A 17,888-nucleotide genomic window follows, 5' to 3' on the forward strand; every position below is an offset into this window, starting at 1 on the left:
ATTTCCATGACTGTCGTGAGGGGGGGAGGGGTAATGCGCAGGTTCGTCGTTGCGGCGCTGAGTTGCCTGATGTTGATGGGAGCCGCCGCTCTGTCGCCTCCCGAACAGGGAAGCGGTCCCTATCCCGCGCTCTATGAAGTGCGGCCGGACTTGCCCGATCATGTGGTCTATCGGCCCAGATCGCTCGCGCTGCTGCGCGGGGAGAAGCTCCCGATCTACGTCTTTGGCAATGGCGGTTGCAGCGATGACGGCACGGCGTCGCGAAACCATCTGCTGGAAATCGCTTCGCACGGTTATCTCGTTATCGCGCCCGGCCACATCCCCGACGCCGATGCCCGAGAGGAAAGGGCCGGCCCGCAGCCGGACGGAAGGCTCGTTGCGCAGACGCAGACGAGCGCACTCAGCGTGGCGATCGATTGGGCGCAACGCGAAAATGAGAGGCCGGACAGCGCCTTTCGCGGTCGCATCGCGGCGGATCGGATTGCGGTGTCGGGCTGGAGTTGCGGGGGATTGCAGGCCCTTTCCATCGCCCGGCAGCCGCGCGTCAAAACCGCGATCATCATGAACAGCGGTTTCTTCAACGATGGCGGCAGCCCGATCGCTGGCGTGGTTTCCGACAAGCGGCTGCTGGCCACCCTGCATGGGCCGGTCCTTTATGTGCTTGGCGGCCCGGAGGATATCGCCTGGCGCAACGGCACGGACGATTTCCGCCGGATTCGCCATGTGCCTGCCGCGCTGGTGGACATTCCGGTTGGGCATGGGGGCACTTACATGCAGCCGCATGGCGGTGTAGCAGCGGAGGTTGTGACGGCGTGGCTCGACTGGCAGCTCAAGGGCAGGAAAGAAGGCGCTGCCCGGTTCCGGGGGCAGGCCTGCGGATTTTGCCGTGATCCGCGAATGACGTTGCAGACCAGGAATATGCAATGAAGCGCCCGATGGCCGTCCACGGATTTCCTCTTTGCCGCGGCGCGTCGATGGCTTAGGTCGGCTGCTGCCGGGCGAACGGGAAGCAGAGGATTGAATGGCGAGATCGGAACGGTCGCCGCGTGGCGCAACCATCGTCGACGTAGCGGCGCGGGCAGGTGTTTCGCCCATGACCGTATCACGCGTCATCAACGGACGCACGGGGGTAGGCGCGGAAACCCGCGTGCTTGTGGAAGAAGCGATCAGGGCGCTTTCCTACACGCCCAATCCCGCCGCGCGCAGCCTTGCGTCCGCCACCGAACTGCGCATCGGGGTGATCTACTCCAATGCGGGCGCGGCCTTCATGAGCGATTTCCTGACCGGCGTATTCGAGGAGGCGTCGGCGCGTGGCGCCCATCTGGTGCTTCTGAAAGGCGATAACGGCAGGCCGCCGTCCAGCGTGGCGCTGGAGGAACTGGCAGCTTCGAATATCAGCGGCTTCCTGTTGGCGCCCCCCCTTGGCGAAGCCCCCGACGTACTGCGCATCCTGCGCGACGCGGGATGCGCGATGGCCGCCGTCGGCGCTTACCAATCGCCGGAAACGATCTGCGTCCGGGTTAACGACCGCGCGGCCTCCTATCAGATGACGCGGCTGCTCCTCGACCTTGGTCATCGCCGGATCGGTTTCATTCTGGGCAATCCCGATCAGGCCGCAAGCGCAGAGCGCATGGCGGGTTTTTATGCCGCCGTGCGTGAAACCGGCGGCGTCGATGTGCAGGTTGTGCAAGGTGACTTCACCTACATGTCCGGGCTGGCCGCAGGGGAGCAGTTGCTGGGGTCGCCCAACCCTCCCACGGCGATATTCGCCAGCAATGACGATATGGCGGCGGCGGTCATATCGGTGGCCCATCGCCGGCATCTTGACGTGCCGAATGAATTGACGGTCGCTGGCTTCGACGACACCACGGCCGCCGTGACGCTCTGGCCGCCCCTGACGACCGTGCGGCAGCCGGTGAGGGAACTGGCTGCCGAGGCGCTCAGCCTGCTCATCGCCGAGATCAGGGCCAGGGGCAGCAAATCCAACGTGCCCCGGGAACGGATTTTAAGTCATCAGATCATCGAGCGTCAGTCCACCGGCGAAGTCAATCCCTCCTCCTCTTCCTCCTCGCCCTCGTAAAGGAAATAGGCGAAGTCGGCCGGCGCGCCCGCGCCGGAAAGATCCTGACATGCCATGCCGATGAAAGCGCCGGTGAAATTGGGCAGGCCCGGATAGGTCACTTCGTCCGCCAACATGCTGGCGTCCAGCGTGCGCTGAAGCGATCGCCAAGCCTCCGCGCCTTCTTCGCGCCAGGCAAAGTTCAGCCGGTCATGCTCGACCCGCGCGCGCAGTTCGATCGGGCCGTCGGGCAAAGAGCCGATAATCTCCAGAGAGATGCCTTCTTCCAGTTCGGGCGAGCCGCACATGAGCTGAAGCTGTCGGTCGCCATCATCCGCGCTGACGCACAGATAATAGAATTTGCTGCTGTTATAGTAGAAGATCAGTCCCGCAGCCTGTTGGAACCCGCGGGGCGCAAATGTCAGGCAGGTAGAGGCGGTGAACCGGAAATGTTCCTGACGGCGCGCGACAAGGGCCTGTTCGAACAGGCTGCCGACCGTCTCCCGCCCGAAGAGCCGCAGATATCCGGGCCGTGCCGTCATACTGAACAGGCGATCGGGCATGGGTGTGCGAAGCCATTGGAAAACGTCGGGCAGGGCCGCGCCATCGAAGCGTCCATCCCACTCATCGCGGGGCCAGGGCGACGGTGTGAGGTCCGGGGCGGGCGGCGCCGGCATTGGGCGGGCGTCGCGCTCCAGCGTCCGCAACCATCCGTCCCTGTCCCACCGCATCGGCTGGATCGCGGTCTCGCGGCCCATGATGCACCGCCCGCGATCGCGGATCGGGCGGCCGCAAAGATAGGCAAGCCATGGCGTGCCGTCAGCCAGTTCGACCAGATCGCCATGCCCCGTCCGCGTAAGAGGCGCGTCCATGCAGCCAGCCGACGTCAGCACAGCGCCATCCGGATGCACCGTGTAAGGACCAAGGAGGTGCGGAGAGCGCGCCATGACGACGGCATGGTTCCAGCCGGTTCCTCCCTCCGCCACGAGCAGATGATAAAAGCCGTCGCGCTTGTAGAGGTGCGGGCCTTCGGTGAAGCCGCGCTCCGTCCCCTCGAAGATGAGCGCGGGTTCCCCCACCAGCCTGAGCGTGGCGCGATCCAGCTCCTGAATCTGGATTCCGGCGAAGCGTCCGCGGCCTGGGCGATGATCCCACAACATGTTGAGCATCCAGCTGCGGCCGTCGTCGTCGTGGAACAGTGCGGGATCGAAACCGCTGCTGTTTAGGTGTACCGGATCGGACCATTGGCCGTCGATCCGGTCGCACGTCACCAGATAATTGGGGAAGTCGCGCAGCGAAACGCCTTTGGCACCGTTTACGGTCGTACTGCCATAGCGCTTGACGTCAGTGAAGACGAGCAGGAAGCGGCCATCGACGAAGCTCAGATCGGGTGCCCAGACGCCGCAGGAATCGGGGTTGCCGCGCATGTCGAGCTGGGCTGGCCGCGAAAGCGGGCGCGCGGCGAGCCGCCAGTGCACAAGGTCCCGGCTGTGATGGATCTGCACGCCGGGAAACCACTCGAAGGTGGAAGTGGCGATGAAGAAATCATCGCCCACGCGAACGATCGACGGATCGGGATTGAAACCTCGAAGGATGGGATTGATGAAAGTGTTCATTGCGGCTTGCGTACCAGTGTCCAAAGGATGACGGCGCCCAGAAGATCGAGCAGCCCGAGAAGAATGAAGAAAGGCCCGTAGCCGACCTGATCGACCATCTGGCCCAGCAGCAGCGAGAAGACGAGAACCCCCAGATTCCCTGCCAGTCCCGCCATGCCGGCGGCCGTCGCGACTTCGTTTCTGGCGAAAAGGTCGGATGCCATGGTGATCACCGAGACGGAAAGCGTCTGATGGGCAAAGCCGCCAAGGCACAGAAGGGCGATGGCACCGTAGGGGTTGGTGGCCAGGCCCACAAACGCCATGCCGGTCATCATCAGCGCGCCGAGCGTGAAGGCCCACCGTCTCGCGTCGATCAGATCGACCTGGCGGCGCTGCAGGAAAGCGACGACAGCCGGCCCGAACAGGCATCCCAGATCTGCGGCGAGAAAGGGAAGCCATGCGAAGAGGGCGATCTGGCCGAGATCGAAACCGCGCACCCGTGCCAGATAGAGGGGCATCCAGAAAGACAGCATGCCCCAAACAGGGTCGGCCAGCAGGCGGGGAAGTGCGATGCCCCAGAGATCGCGGCGGCGGATCAGCGCGCTGATCGACGGGCGCTCCGCGCGCGCGGACAGCCGGTCTTCCTGACCGGCCGCAATATGGTCCCGTTCGGCCGCTCCGAGTCGACGGTGGCGGGCGGGAGTGTCATAATGGAGATACCAGAGTATCGCCCAGATCAGGCCAACGCCGCCGGCGACGACGAACGCCAGCCGCCAGCTATGCGTCATGACCGCCCAGGCGACGAGCGGTGGCGCGAAGACCGCGCCGAATGACGCGCCGATATTATAGATGCCGCCTGCCAGACCCCGTTCCCGGGAGGGAAACCACTCAGCCACCAGTTTCTGGCCCGCGGGTTGGGCAGAACCCTCCGCCAGTCCCAGCAGGCCGCGTAGCGCCGCGAATCCGGCCCAGCCGTTGACCAGCGCGTGGCAGAGCGTGATCATCGACCAGGCGATGACGCAGAAGGTGAAACCGATCCGCAGGCCGACACTGTCGAGAAAATAGCCGGCAACCGGCTGGAGCAGCACTCCCAGCTGGAACGCGCCGGTGATCCAGCCATATTGGGCGCTGCTGATTCCCTGTTCGGCGAGGATCGTGGGCGCCGCTACGCCCATGATGGACCGCGCAAGATAGTTGATGACCATGGCGCCCACAAACAGGCTGATGATCATCCAGCGCAGGGGGATCCGTTTCAGGCCTTTCATGCGGAGATTACGTTAGCGTTATCAATTTGCCGCATCGCCACACTCTCCTGCGAATCCGCGGGCTTCCTTGAATTTATCATCTTATTTCAACGCCTTTAGACTTGTTCATGGTAGCGCCGCTTCCTCTCTCTGCACCATATTGTCGGAGTATTGACAACTATCTGAAGAAATAGCAATAACCATGGTTAGCGCTAACGTCATGGCTTCGACTCCCATCTGCGGGTCACGAAAATGACATAGCCTTTGGGACGCCATGTCCCGCATTGCACGTAAAAAAACATGAATCACAGGGAGAGAAGAATGCGAGGTTTCCATGTCCACTGCGGCTCGATGCGCGCGCGCTTTGTCACGGCCAGCCTGACTGCTCTGTCGGCTTGTCTGGTCACGGCGCCGTCCTTCGCGCAACAGGCGGGGAATACGCCGCAGGAAACCGGGCAGCGGTCCTCCAACGCCGACATCGTGGTGACGGGTTCGCGCATCACCAGCAGCGGCTTCAACGCGCCCACGCCGACCACCGTGATTGGCGAGCAGCAGATCGCCAGCAACGCGCAGCCCAATATCTTCAACACCATCGCGCAACTGCCGTCGTTGCAGGGTTCCAGCGGCACCACCGTCAACACCTTCAGCACATCGAGCGGTCAGCAGGGGCTCAGCTCCTTCTCCCTGCGCGGCGTGGGGGCCATTCGCACCCTGACGCTGCTCGATGGTCAGCGGGTGGTCGGAGCCAATGTCACCGGCGTTCCCGATATCAGCCTCTTCCCCCAGTTGCTGATCCAGCGCGTCGACGTCGTGAACGGCGGCGCGTCCGCTTCCTACGGGTCGGATGCGGTCGGCGGCGTCGTCAATTTCGTCACCGATACCCGTTTCAAGGGGATCAAGGGCAATGTCCAGGGCGGCATCAGCCGTTATGGCGACAATGAACAGATGTTGGTACAGCTGGCGGCAGGCACGAGTTTCGCCGACGACAGGGTGCATCTGGTCATCAGCGGCGAATATGCCGATGAAGACGGCGTGGGCGGCGGCGAGTTCGGCCTGGGCCTCGCCGGAGGACGCGACTGGTTCAAACAGACCAGCCTGATCGACAGAGGCGTCGTCAACGACGGCTCGCCGCGTTATGTCCTGCGTGATTATGCGCAGGCCTATAATTACACCAAATATGGATTGATCACCTCCGGGCCGCTTCAGGGAACGGCATTCGATGCTTCCGGTAACCCGTTCCAGTTCCAATATGGTTCAGGTGGAGTGCCGGCGCGAGACGGGACCACGACCGTACGGAACTGCTACCCCGGCTTCTGCATAGGCGGCGATCTGTCGGGCAATGTCGATGCGGGGCGCTCGCTCCAGTCCGCGATCAAGCGGGTAATCGGCTATGGCCGGGTCGGCGTCGATTTCGCCGACAATGACGAACTCTATCTCAGCGTCAATTTCGGTCAGGTGAAGACCCAGAACCAGCCGGTCGGCGGCATGAACCGGCCCGGCCTGACGATCCAGTGCGCCAACCCGTTCGTTCCCGCTTCGATCAAGGCTGCCTGCGCCACCGCTGGCATCACCAGCTTCGGCTATGGCACGAGCAATGCCGCGCTCGGCAATACCCAGGTCAATACGGATCGCCGTCAATATCGCATGGTCATCGGAGCAAAGGGCCAGTTCGATCTGCTCGGCACGGAATGGAGCTACGACAATTATTATGAGCGGGGCACGAACTATACCGATATCGACGTATCGAACATCCTGCTCTCCAACCGCTTCAATCAGGCCATCAACGCCACGACGCTGAACGGCGCAATCGTATGCGCGGACCCGGTGGCGCGCGCGAATGGCTGTCAGCCGCTCAACATCTTCGGCGGCAATCCATCGCAGGCGGCGCTAAGCTATATCATGCCGGAAAACGGCCCGTTCCAGCGGACCCGTCAGACGCAGGACGTAGTCAGCATCAACATTTCCGGATCGCCCGTTGATCTTTGGGCCGGGCCGCTTTCGATCGCGTTTGGCGCCGAATATCGTCATGAATTCTATCGCGTCCGCGCGGACCCCTATGGCGCCGGCTTCGCGTTCAGTCCGGCTGGCGGCGACTATCCGAACGACCCGGTTCTCCTTCCCGACGGCAACAACTGGTATGCGGGCAATTACAAGAACGGGACGGGCGCCTATGGCGTCAAGGAAGCCTTTTTCGAGGCGGATTTGCCGGTCATCAACAGCGATGCGCTGGGTCGCGCCAACGTCAATGGCGCGGTGCGCGTGACCGATTACAGCACGTCAGGCACCATCTGGGCCTGGAAGGTCGGCGGTACGTGGAATCTGCCGGTCGACGGTCTACGCCTGCGCGGCGTGACGTCGAAGGATGTCCGTGCGCCCAACCTGTCCGAACTGTTCGCCGCCCCGGTCACGACCACCTTGCCGAACTTCTTCGATCCGTTCCGGGGCGTGAACGTGCTGGCGATCCAGAATTCGATCGGCAATCCGAATTTGCGGCCCGAAACCGCCCGCAACACGACCGCCGGCATCGCGCTTTCCGGCGCCTCCTGGCTGCCGGGGCTCAGCCTTTCGTTCGACTATTACAAGATCAAGATCAAGGACGTCATCTCCAGCATCGGCGCGGGCGACATCGTCAATCTGTGCTACCAGAATCTCGTCCCGGAAACCTGCAGCGCCTTCAACCTCAACAATCAGTCCGGGCCGAACTTCATCAACGTCCAGGCCTTCAATCTGGCGTCGATCGACACCAGCGGCTTCGATATCGAGGCCAGCTATCGCTGGCAGCAGCCGCTCGGATTGCCGGGCAGTCTTACTTTCCGGATGCTGGCGACCCATGTCGAGAAGTTCGTGACCACCAGCGGTCTGCCAGGCACCACCGGCGTCGATAGCGCCGGCGTCAATACGGGCAATACGCCGGACTGGAAGTGGCTGGCCATCCAGAGCTATGAAAATGACCGCTTCTCGCTGATGCTTCAGGAACGCTGGTTCAGCGACGGGGTGCTGGGTCACCAATATGTTGTCTGCGAGCCGGGGAGCTGCCCGGCCTCGACCCAGATCGCCCCGACGATCGATCAGAATTTCATGCCGGGGGCCTTTTACATGGATATTGGCGGCACCTATAACATCACGAAGCAGGTGACGGCCTATTTCAAGGTCGACAACGTGTTCGACCGCGATCCGGCCAAATCGCCATTCTTCGTCAATCCGGCGCTCTATGATGTGGTCGGGCGGATGTATCGCGCGGGTGTCCGCTTCCGCTTCTAGCCTGTGATCGCGCCTGACGGGGGCACCTTGCCCCTATCGGCCGAGCTCGTAAACTGGGGAGAGGACTGCGTGACAATGGCGCCCGCGGCTAGCGGCCATCATCCTTCCGGTCGTGTTGCCGATCGCCTCTCCCCCTTCTTCGGTTCCTTGGGGCAACGCTTCATGATGCGGGGTAAAAGGCCGCTTCCCTTGTCGGTGGCGGCGATCCTGCTCTGGGTTTGCCCGGCCTTCGCCCAGCTGCCGGCGTCCCCCGGCATTCCCCGGATAGCGGCGCCCGTTCGTTCGGCGGATGATCATTTCCGCGTCGTCATCCCCAACCGCCCCGACCCGGTTCCGCTCGTGCTTCACCTCTCGCCGCGAGGGTCGGATCGTGGTGATGGTTCAATAGGGCGCCCGTTCGCGACCTTCGAACGCGCGCAGCGGGCCGTCCGCGCGCTCAATCATGACCATGACGTCACCGTCTCCGTCGCGGGTGGCGTCTACCGGCTGAAGGCGCCGCTCCGCTTCACGGCCCGCGACGGGGGACAGAACGGCTTCACGGTTCGTTGGGAAGGCGCACCGGGAGAGCGCCCGATTCTGTCCGGCGGCACGCCGGTCGTCGGCTGGCGGCAGGTGGACAGCCAGCGCGACATCTGGGCGGCCAGGGTGCCGGCCGGCGCAGATCCACGGCAGCTGATCGTCGCAGGCCGCCTCGCGCCGCGGGCCGCCGTGGAAATACCGCGCTCGGCCGTGACTTTCCATCCCTGGGGGCTGGAGATCACAGATCCGGCCTGGCGCTTTCTGTCCGGGCTGACGGATCAGGACCGCATCGAGGTGGAGGGTATGAGCTGGTTCACCCACCGTCATGCGATGGTCGATCATGTCGAGGGCGATCGGATCGTGATGCAGCAGCCGGGCTGGCACAACAATCTGGTCGGCTATGACACGTTTGCGCGGCCCGTTTCGGCGGAAGTGGCGCGCATGTTCCTTGTGAACGCGCTCGCATTCCTGCGCGATCCCGGCCAATGGTTCGTCGATCCCAAGGCGGGCATGCTCTATTATAAGCCCCGGCCGGGCGAGGACATGGCCCAGGTCGAGGTCGTGCTGCCGCGTCTGGAGCATCTGCTCTCGATCGCCGGCAGCTATGCCGATCCGGTCCGCGATCTCCAGTTCCGTCGCCTCCAGTTCAGTCACACGAGCTGGCGCGCGCCGTCCGGGCCGGAAGGCTATGCCAGTCAGCAGAGCGGCGCCTATCTTCGGGGCGAGCTGGCGGATTATCCCGCAGATCCCATCCGGGATTGCAGTTGGGGCTGCTGGTCGTTCGAACGAATGCGCAACCGCTGGCATCAGCAGCCTTCCGCCGTGCAGGTGGCGGCGGCGCGCCGGATTGTCTTCGACGACGATCGCTTTGCCCAGCTGGGCCAGGTGGGGCTGGGCATCGGCAATAACGCCGATGCGAATGAAAGCGGCGTGGGACTGGGTGCCGCGGCGATCGAGGTGAAGAACAGCGAGTTCACCGACCTTGCCGGAGGCGCCATCATGGTGGGCGGCGTAACCCCGGATGCGCATCATCCGTCCAGACCGGAAATGGGGCTCCGCGACATCTTCATCCGCAACAATCGCATCAGCAACGTCTCCCAAGACTATAAGGAACAGTCAGCCATCCTTGTTACCTATGCGTCCGGGGCGATCATCATGAACAATGACGTTTCCGACACGCCCTATGACGGCATCGACGTGGGATGGGGATGGGGCGCGAACGATCCGGGCGGCAGCGCGGAATATTGGCGGCAGCAGCGCGGCTATTATGATCAGCCGGGCAATATCGTCTATGATACCCCCACCACTCTGCGCGATACGGTGATCATGGGCAACCGGGTGTCACGGGTCAAGCAATGGTTCCCCGACGGCGGCGCGATCTACCACCTGTCCGCCGATCCTGGGGCGCTGATCGCGGAGAATTACATATCCGACGTCGCCGGGTCGGGCGGGATCGCCATCTATCTGGACGAGGGTTCGCGCTACGTGACGGTCCGAAACAATGTCGTCGACAATGTTGGCGGGGTCTGGCTCAACGTGAACTCCCAATCCCACATCTCTCCCCGGCGCACGGCACTGGACAATGTCGCTGTCGGCAACTGGTATAATAGCGGGCGTCTGAACGGCGAGTGGAGCGCCTATCTGAACAACCGGCTGGAGGATAATCAGGCCGTGACTGGCAGCGATTGGCCTGCCGCGGCGCGGCGGATCATCGATGCCAGCGGCGTCAGGCCGATGAAACCGGCTGGCCCGTAGAAGCGGGAAGGGCTTTTACGTTTTCAACGGATGTGGTAGCGCTCCCAAATAAAATTCGGGAGGGCTGGATGGCAGAGGATGTTTTTTCTGCGCTTGCAAACATGTTGGCGCCGCATGGCCCTTCGGTGGGCGCGAAGCTGCAAAGCTACGCTCCCGGCGACTATAGCATCCACTTTTTCCTCCAGCTTGCCCTCATTATCGTCACTTGCCGGGGCGTGGGCTGGTTGTGCCGAAAATTCCTGGGACAGCCGCAGGTCGTGGGAGAGATGATAGCGGGCGTGGTGCTCGGTCCCTCCCTGTTCGGGTTGATGGCACCCGATCTTCAGGCCATGGTCTTTCCCAAGGAAACGAACAGCGTACTCTATGCCGGTGCGCAATTCGGCGTCGCCCTATACATGTTCCTCGTCGGCCTGACCCTTCGACTGGACCATTTTCAGTCAAAGGTCCGCAACGCTGCCATGGTGTCTGCAGCAGGACTGTTCGCGCCCTTCCTCATCGCTGTGCTGATAACGCCTTGGCTGCTTGCCGTCCCTGGCCTGTTTGCCGAAGGGATAGGAAAGGGCAGCGCGACGCTGTTCATGGGTGCGTGCATCGCTCTCACGGCCTTTCCTATGCTGGCGCGTATCATCAATGAACGTGGTCTTGCGGACAGTCCGCTCGGCACGCTTTCGCTGACGGCGGGCGCCTTTGATGATGCGGCTTCCTGGTGCGTGCTGGCTTTGGTGCTGGCTCTCTTCGGCGGCGGCAGCGGGGTTGCGGTCGTGGCGATTGTCGGTGCGTTCCTTTACGTCGGTTTCCTGCTGCTGTTCGGACAGCGGCTCCTCGCGCCGCTGGGACATGCCGTCGAGCGCCGGGGTGAAATGACCACCACAGTGCTGGCGATCACCCTCGCCCTTTTCTGCCTGTCCGCCTTCTTCATGGACGCGATCGGTATCCACGGCATATTCGGCGGCTTCATCCTGGGCGTGTTCATGCCGCGGGGTCTGTTCGCACAAGAACTGAAGAAAAAGATCGAGCCGATCGCCGTGGTCGTCCTGCTGCCGATGTTCTTCACCTATTCCGGGCTGAATACGCGGCTCGACATGGTCGGTTCCCTGCAGTTCCTGTTGATTGCCATCGGTCTGCTCGCCGCTTCGATCATCGCCAAATTCGGGGCCTGCTATGCGGCCGCGCGGCTCGCAGGCGAGGATAACCGGACGGCGCTTGGCATTGGCGCTTTGATGAATTCACGCGGCCTCATGGAACTTATCATCATCAATATCGGCATACAGAAGGGAATTATCGAACCCGCGCTATTTTCGATGCTGGTTCTGATGGCGGTGGTGACGACGATGATGGCAGGGCCGCTGTTCGAGATATTCTATGGCAGGCAGGCGAGAGCGACCGGAGAACTGGGGCAACTCAGTCCCGCCCGGTGACGTTTTTTTGCCCGGAAGAACCAACGCCCGAAGCCGTCGTGAGGCCGCCCCGCCTCGGCGGAGGCGTGAAATGCGTGCCGCTGCCTGCATCGCCCTCACCGAACTGCGTACCTGTGCAGCATGAAATCTTCCACGCAGGGCACATATTTCCCTGCGCGTGCACGCGCGCCCGGACTGTCCTTGCTCCAGAACAGCAGAAACTCGTCGTTGGCGTGACGTCTTTCCGTTGACGCCTCCCGCGGTCCATCCTTCGACGGGCAGCGGACGTTTCATCCGGCGCGCGGCAAGGACCGGTCAAATAAGGGAACAGTTCGAATCCGGCTCTAATGGCGCGCGATCATCTTTCAAAATACGAATTTTCTGAACTCTTGATCCGAATTGGTTATCAGGGTCGCTTCCATGATCTTAACAAGTGGAAATTTATCACTAACCATTCCATAATCATTTTCCGGCATATCATGATCTTGATTGAGGCGTATCAACTTTGAGTTGAGGGGGGGCGTCGTGTACAGATCATTCATTATACTGACTATAGTTGTCGTGCCGAATACAGCGTGGGCGACAGATTCCACGACGACGATGGGTGTATCGGCTACAGTGCTGAATGCTTGTCTGGTAACAGCAACCAATATGGCTTTTGGAAGCTATAATCCCACATCTTCGACGCCGACCGACGCGACCAGCACGATCAATGTCACCTGCACGCCCGGCACGTCGTTCAACGTCGGTTTGAATGCCGGCAGTACGGGCGGAGCCACGGTTTCCACCCGCCAGATGCTGAACGGCGCGACCCCTCTCGGCTATGCGCTCTACAGCAATGCGGGGCGCAGCACCAATTGGGGCAATACGCCGGGAACGGACACGGTGGCGCAGACGGCGTCGACGATCCTGCCAATATCCTTCACCGTCTACGGCCGCATTTCTCCGCAGCAGGATGTGGGCGCCGGCAGTTACACGGACACCGTCACCGTTACGGTGAGCTACTGAAGAGAAGCCATTCATGACCGGAAAATCACATGGCGCCAGGCCCGGCCGAGGTCTGGCCAGGGCGGGATTATGCGCGCTGCTGACCGCAGGCACGGCGTCGGCAGATGCGGCTTCGCTGCGCATCCTGCCGGTGCGGATCGAAATGGCCGCGGAAAAGCAATTCTGCGCTTTCACCGTCGCCAATGACGATGCGAATGCGACCACGGTGCAGATCAGGGGCTTTGGCTGGCGCAAGGATGAAGCGGGCAATGACCAGCTGGATCCCGATGCCGGCCCGATGCTCAATCCCTCGATCGTCAGCATAGCTGGCGGAGAGAGCCGCCTGATCCGCTGCAGCCTGCCTGCCAGGTCCGGGCCGCACGAGGAGAGCTATCGGTTGATCGTCGACGAACTGCCGACGGGGACGGCCGCAGCCGGTACGGTGCGGACGCTGCTGCGGGTCAGTATTCCCCTGTTCCGTGGGCCGTCGGGCACTTCTCCGCTGCTCGACTGGTCGATAGGAAGGGGGGCGGAAGGGCCTGCGCTTCTTCTCGCCAATCGGGGCGGTCGCCATATTCAGGCGTTGGCCGTGACGCTGCGTTTCGCGAACGGATTGAGCCAGGCCTTGAAGCTGGAGCGGGGATTCTATCTGCTGGCCGATGGGCGCATTCAGTTGCCCCTAGGACCGTTGGAAGGCCGCGATGTTGCCGGAGTGGAAGTGGAAACCACCGAAGGGAAGCTCATCGCTTCCCGCGCCAGCAGCGCGCGGTGAGGCACCCGTTCGATGGCAGCCGTCCCATCATGGCGACGCGCCAGCCGGGGGGCATCTGTTCTGGCTGCGCTGTCGTTCACGGCGCTGCCCCTGCGTGCCATCGCTGCTGATGCACCCGACCTTCCCACGGCCCTGGCGGCCTCCATCACTTCGAAGCTTGAGTTGAGGATGCGGGCCATTCCGGTCGGCGTGATCATCAACGGAAGTCCGGTCAGCGAACCCTGTCTGATCGTGATAAATGAGGGGCAGCTGTTCATAAGGCGGGATATGCCGGACCAGTGGGGCCTGCGATTGCCTTCGGGGCGGCCGCAGATCAGCGTGGACGGCGAGGAATTTGCCGCGCTGGATGACCTGCCCGGCCTATCGGCGAAGCTGGACAACATGGGAACCACGTTGCTGATCGATGCGGCGCCTTCACTGTTTTCGGCCACGCATGTCGGCGGATCGCAGCGCAGCCTGCCTGTCATGGAGGCCGCACCCGTCCAATATGTCGGCTATGATCTTTCCATGTCGCGTTGGGACGGGCAGTGGGCGGCTTCTGCCGTGCTGGATGCGGGGATGTCGGGCGACTGGGGCGTTCTTGGCACGACGGCGCTGGTGCAGGCGGGCGCAGGCAGCAGGGGCGCAGCCCGGCTCGACAGCAATTTCATCCGTGATTTCCCCGACCGGCGCATCCGGCTGATGCTGGGCGATGGGGTGACACGCGGCGGCGACTGGAACCGGCCGGTCCGTTTTGCGGGCGTCCGGTTGGGCAGTGATTTCTCGCTGGCGCCCGATGACATCACCTATGCTCTGCCCCGGCTTTCCGGGTCGTCCATTTTGCCGTCGGTGGTGGAACTGGCGGCCGCGAGCAGCCGCCAGAGTATCGCCATACAGCCGGGCGATTTTGCCATCGATTATCAGCCGGTCTTCACCGGCGGGGGAGAGGTGACGATGACCATCCGCGATGCCAGTGGCACGGCGCGCACCGTAACGCAGAGTTTCTACACCAGCCCGCGTCTGCTGCGCGAAGGGTTGGACGATTTTTCGCTGGAGGCCGGGTTTTTGCGCAAGGCTTTTGGCGAACGGAGCTTTTCCTATGGCGAGTCCTTCGCTGCCGGTTTCTGGCGGCATGGCCTTGGCGGGTGGCTGACCGTCGGGGGACGGGCGGAGGCTAGCGAGACCGTGCAAATGGTCGGGATGGGATTCGGCCTTGTTCTGTCATCCTGGGGGGAAGTCGCACTGTCTGCGGCGGGATCACAAAGCCGTTTCGGCAATGGTCTCATGTGGCGCGCGCAATTACAGCGGATCACCGCGGGCTATTCCGTAACCGCCAGTTATCAGGAGGAGGATGCGGCCTTTGTTCAGGTCGGCGAACACAATCCCCTGCCGGAAAGCCGTCGGGAACTCATCGTGGCAGGCAGCCTGGCCCTCGGCCGATCGGGCAGCATGAACGTCAACTATCTGGAAAGTGCCTGGGGACGAGACCATCGCTTTTCCATCGGTTCGGTTTCCTACGCGACGAACATCGGTTCAGCATGGCTGTCGCTGGGGGCGCGGCAGACGCGTATGGCGGAACAACGCAACAACAGCCTGTTCGGATCACTCACCTTGCCGTTCGGCGCGCGCGCCAGTGCGGGGCTGTTCGTCGATGGAAAGCGCGTCGCAATCAGCGCCAGCCAGACCCCGCCCCCGGACAAGGGCTGGGGTTACCGCCTGCTCGCCGCGCGGGAGGCGGAGGGCGCCTCGCTGATGGAAGGTGGGTTCACCTGGCGCACGGCGGGCGGCGATGTCGACCTGTCGGCGAGCCGCATGGGCGACGTGCAAGCCGTGCGCCTGCAGGCGCGCGGTGCACTGTTAAGGGTGGACGGAAAGATCGTAGCTGTGCCTCAGCTGGACTATGCTTTTGCCGTCGTGGACGTGGTCGCAGATCAGAACGTCACTGTCCTGTTCGAAAACCGTCCGGTCGCGCGCAAGGCGGGGGAAGGCCGGCGAGCCGTCATTACCGGCCTGCAACCCTATTCGGCCAATCGGATCGCCGTGGATCTGGACGATCTGCCCATCGATGCGATGGTCACATCCGCAGAGCAAAACGTGGTTCCGGGTTACAGGCAGGCCGTTCGGGTCAGCTTCGGTGGTCCCTCGACCCATCCTGTTACGTTGCATGCGATTGATACGAGCGGCCGACCGGTCGCGCAGGGCCTGACCGTCACGACTGCTGGCGCTGCATCGGGCGTCACGGGTTTCGACGGTGCGGTCTTCCTGACCGAGGCGCATGAGGGGCAGGAGGTGGTGCTGACCGGCCCGGCGAGGGCATGCCGTCTGGTGGTTCCGGCCCTGCCAGCCGGTCCTTCCATGACAAGGATAGCGCCTGTCCTCTGTGGGCCGTTGCAGGAAGGGAAAAGATGAAGGGCATCGGATACGGGCTGGCTGCTCTGGCATGCATGACGGTTGCGACGCCGGGTTGGGCCTGCACGCTATGCAGTTGTTCGGCCTCGACGACAGGCATCGGCTTTGGCGGCTACGACCCTGGCTCCTCCAGTCCCAAGGATGGCTCGGGGAGCGTCACGCTCAGCTGCACGGGGCTGGTTTCGCTGGCAGGAACGATAGAGATCGCCATGAGTCCGGGCGGTTCGGGCAATGCGCTCTCCCGCCAGATGTCGCAGGGCGCGGCCAGCCTGCTCTATAATCTTTATACGAACGGCAGTCGCACAACCATTTGGGGCACGGGGGCCGCGGGCACCAGCACCGTCAGCGCCACGCTGACCGGCCTTCTGTCGTTCAGCCAGACCGTCTCCGTCTATGGCCGGATCCCGGCGGGACAATGGGTGAAGGCCGGTCCCTATGCCGACAGCGTGATCGTCACCATCACTTATTGAAGGATGCAGGCTTGATCGTCTGCCGCCGAGCCGAGCAGGAAAATGCCTCCTGCCTGCCCGTCGGCCGAACGGAGCGGCGCGGCGTGGACCCGGATCGCCCGGCTCCCTGCTTCGCCTCCCACAAGGCCGGCCGCCATGCCGAACGGCGTTCCCGATGTCAGCAGGCTCTCCATGGCATCGCTGATCTTTCCCCGGTTCGAGGCGTCGAACAGGGTTGCGAACCTGACGCCGATGATGCGGCTTTCATCGGTGCCGATCAGTTGCGCCAGCGCGGGCGAGGCATGGGTCACGCTGCCCCTGATATTGAAGGCGCCGCGGGCGAGGCCGGGCAAGCCGTCGATAAGAGCTTCATAGGCGGCGGTCCGCGCATCCTGATCGCGCAACGTTACCCGGTCGCTGATCTCATCGGCCAGCAGGGCAAAACCGCCCGGGAAAGGCGTGATCTGAAAGCGAAGGATCGCTTGGCGCTGTCCGGGAAGATTCAGCTCAAACTCTTCCGCAACCCCGGTGTCACGCACCCGCTCCACGGCGCGCAGGACAAAATGATAATCCTGGCCAGCCAGAAGATGCGATAATGGCGCGCCGCGCACATCCTGCTCGCTGACCTCCATTTTTTTGCGCGCTGCAAGATTGAGACGCAGCAGATTAAGCTGCCGGTCGATCAGGATCACCTGCGTTGCGATCATGTCGAGCAGGATATCGAACCGCGCGGCGGGATGACTGATCTTGTCAGCGGGTTGCTGACCATTGGATAGCCGAAGAAACAGTTCCGTCGAAATGAGCGAGAGGTTGATATGGCCATGGTTCATGATGTGAACAGGTTCACTCAGCGCATGGCGTGAGTGCGCGGCAAAATGCCGAATCAGAGCTGTTGCGGTAACGATCTGGCCTGACGGAATGTCATCCAATGTCCTGCGCTCCTTCTCTCCTGCCTGGCCCGTTTCGAAGTTCGTAAATTACATCTGCCTACTCCGGCTTTACTGAAACGTTATCGTAACGATAATCCGATGTCGACCCGGCGTCCGCAGAAAGATCTCTCAAAAGCACGAAAGATCAAAGGATTTTTCCCCGACCTGGACCCGCTCCCGTCGCCCGGGAAATATGTATTTTGCGTAAAATCGTCTCTGCGCGACTTCGCGCCCTTTTAGGTGCGCGACCAGCATTCTCAGTGCGGGGATACGGAATGTCCGGATCGCGCGGCTTGCCGGGGAAGGCGCGAGTGGACATTCCTTCAACGAGGCCACGTCATGCTGGACGAAGCATCGCGAGACAGAGTCAGAGGAATTGCTGCGGGACAGTGGAGGGGCGGGCGGTCATTGCCCGCCATGCGATGGGTGACGATGGCCGCGCTCATGGCCGGGGCAGGCCAGAGCATGACCGCCCATGCCAATGTGGTCAGCGCCTGCTCCGGCGTGAGCCTGCCGAAATCGGTGCTGACCCA

At 62.6% G+C, this 17,888-nt stretch carries 13 protein-coding genes; 9 read left to right on the top strand and 4 right to left on the bottom strand.

Annotated elements, in window-relative coordinates; genetic code table 11:
• Both ACFC3J_RS17205 and ACFC3J_RS17210 read left to right on the top strand, forming a co-directional pair.
• On the top strand, window positions 1–927 hold a 927-nt coding region (locus ACFC3J_RS17205; RefSeq protein WP_375197329.1), incomplete at its 5' end, for a hypothetical protein.
• Between the two features lie 94 nt (window positions 928–1,021).
• Window positions 1,022–2,080, top strand: coding sequence for a LacI family DNA-binding transcriptional regulator (locus ACFC3J_RS17210; RefSeq protein WP_375197330.1), 1,059 nt, complete (start codon window positions 1,022–1,024; stop codon window positions 2,078–2,080).
• Here ACFC3J_RS17210 and ACFC3J_RS17215 read toward each other — a convergent pair.
• Window positions 2,029–3,675: a glycoside hydrolase family 43 protein gene (locus ACFC3J_RS17215; protein WP_375197331.1), complete on the bottom strand. Its 1,647-nt coding sequence runs from the start codon at window positions 3,673–3,675 to the stop codon at window positions 2,029–2,031. The two genes, ACFC3J_RS17210 and ACFC3J_RS17215, sit on opposite strands and share 52 nt — an antisense overlap.
• Window positions 3,672–4,919, bottom strand: coding sequence for an MFS transporter (locus ACFC3J_RS17220; RefSeq protein ID WP_375197332.1), 1,248 nt, complete (start codon window positions 4,917–4,919; stop codon window positions 3,672–3,674). The genes ACFC3J_RS17215 and ACFC3J_RS17220 overlap by 4 nt, the downstream gene beginning before the upstream one ends.
• Window positions 4,920–5,219: 300 nt before the next feature.
• On the opposite strand from ACFC3J_RS17220, the gene ACFC3J_RS17225 reads away from it, so the two are divergent.
• The 3 genes from ACFC3J_RS17225 to ACFC3J_RS17235 all read left to right on the top strand — a co-directional run bounded on the left by ACFC3J_RS17225 (window position 5,220) and on the right by ACFC3J_RS17235 (window position 11,851).
• A complete protein-coding gene (locus ACFC3J_RS17225) occupies window positions 5,220–8,159 on the top strand; it encodes a TonB-dependent receptor plug domain-containing protein (RefSeq protein ID WP_375197333.1) in 2,940 nt (979 codons plus the stop codon).
• A 75-nt stretch (window positions 8,160–8,234) separates the two neighbouring features.
• Window positions 8,235–10,433 (top strand): right-handed parallel beta-helix repeat-containing protein, encoded by a 2,199-nt coding sequence (locus tag ACFC3J_RS17230; RefSeq protein WP_375197341.1) that lies wholly within the window; start codon window positions 8,235–8,237, stop codon window positions 10,431–10,433.
• A gap of 68 nt (window positions 10,434–10,501) precedes the next feature.
• On the top strand, window positions 10,502–11,851 hold the full coding sequence (locus tag ACFC3J_RS17235; protein ID WP_375197334.1) for a cation:proton antiporter: 1,350 nt from the start codon (window positions 10,502–10,504) through the stop codon (window positions 11,849–11,851).
• Window positions 11,852–12,195: 344 nt separating this feature from the next.
• Here ACFC3J_RS17235 and ACFC3J_RS17240 read toward each other — a convergent pair whose 3' ends face one another.
• Complete coding sequence (locus ACFC3J_RS17240; protein WP_375197335.1) at window positions 12,196–12,480, bottom strand: hypothetical protein; 285 nt, start codon at window positions 12,478–12,480, stop codon at window positions 12,196–12,198.
• A 1-nt stretch (window position 12,481) separates the two neighbouring features.
• On the opposite strand from ACFC3J_RS17240, the gene ACFC3J_RS17245 reads away from it, so the two are divergent.
• The 4 genes from ACFC3J_RS17245 to ACFC3J_RS17260 are packed head-to-tail and all read left to right on the top strand — an operon-like array spanning window position 12,482 to window position 16,447.
• Window positions 12,482–12,838: a spore coat U domain-containing protein gene (locus tag ACFC3J_RS17245; RefSeq protein ID WP_375197336.1), complete on the top strand. Its 357-nt coding sequence runs from the start codon at window positions 12,482–12,484 to the stop codon at window positions 12,836–12,838.
• A gap of 13 nt (window positions 12,839–12,851) precedes the next feature.
• Window positions 12,852–13,589: a molecular chaperone gene (locus ACFC3J_RS17250; RefSeq protein WP_375197337.1), complete on the top strand. Its 738-nt coding sequence runs from the start codon at window positions 12,852–12,854 to the stop codon at window positions 13,587–13,589.
• 12 nt (window positions 13,590–13,601) lie between these two features.
• Entirely contained in the window at window positions 13,602–15,977 is a 2,376-nt protein-coding gene (locus ACFC3J_RS17255) for a fimbria/pilus outer membrane usher protein (RefSeq protein ID WP_375197338.1), read from the top strand.
• A complete protein-coding gene (locus ACFC3J_RS17260; protein ID WP_375197339.1) occupies window positions 15,974–16,447 on the top strand; it encodes a spore coat U domain-containing protein in 474 nt (157 codons plus the stop codon). The genes ACFC3J_RS17255 and ACFC3J_RS17260 overlap by 4 nt, the downstream gene beginning before the upstream one ends.
• Here the strand turns inward: ACFC3J_RS17260 and ACFC3J_RS17265 are convergent.
• Window positions 16,441–17,256 carry a PAS domain-containing protein gene (locus ACFC3J_RS17265; protein ID WP_375197340.1) on the bottom strand — a complete coding sequence of 272 codons (816 nt, stop codon included), beginning with the start codon at window positions 17,254–17,256 and terminating at the stop codon, window positions 16,441–16,443. The genes ACFC3J_RS17260 and ACFC3J_RS17265 overlap by 7 nt on opposite strands.
• Window positions 17,257–17,888 lie beyond the last annotated feature (632 nt).

The sequence above is a fragment of the Sphingobium sp. genome (assembly GCF_041987595.1).
Classification (GTDB): domain Bacteria; phylum Pseudomonadota; class Alphaproteobacteria; order Sphingomonadales; family Sphingomonadaceae; genus Sphingobium.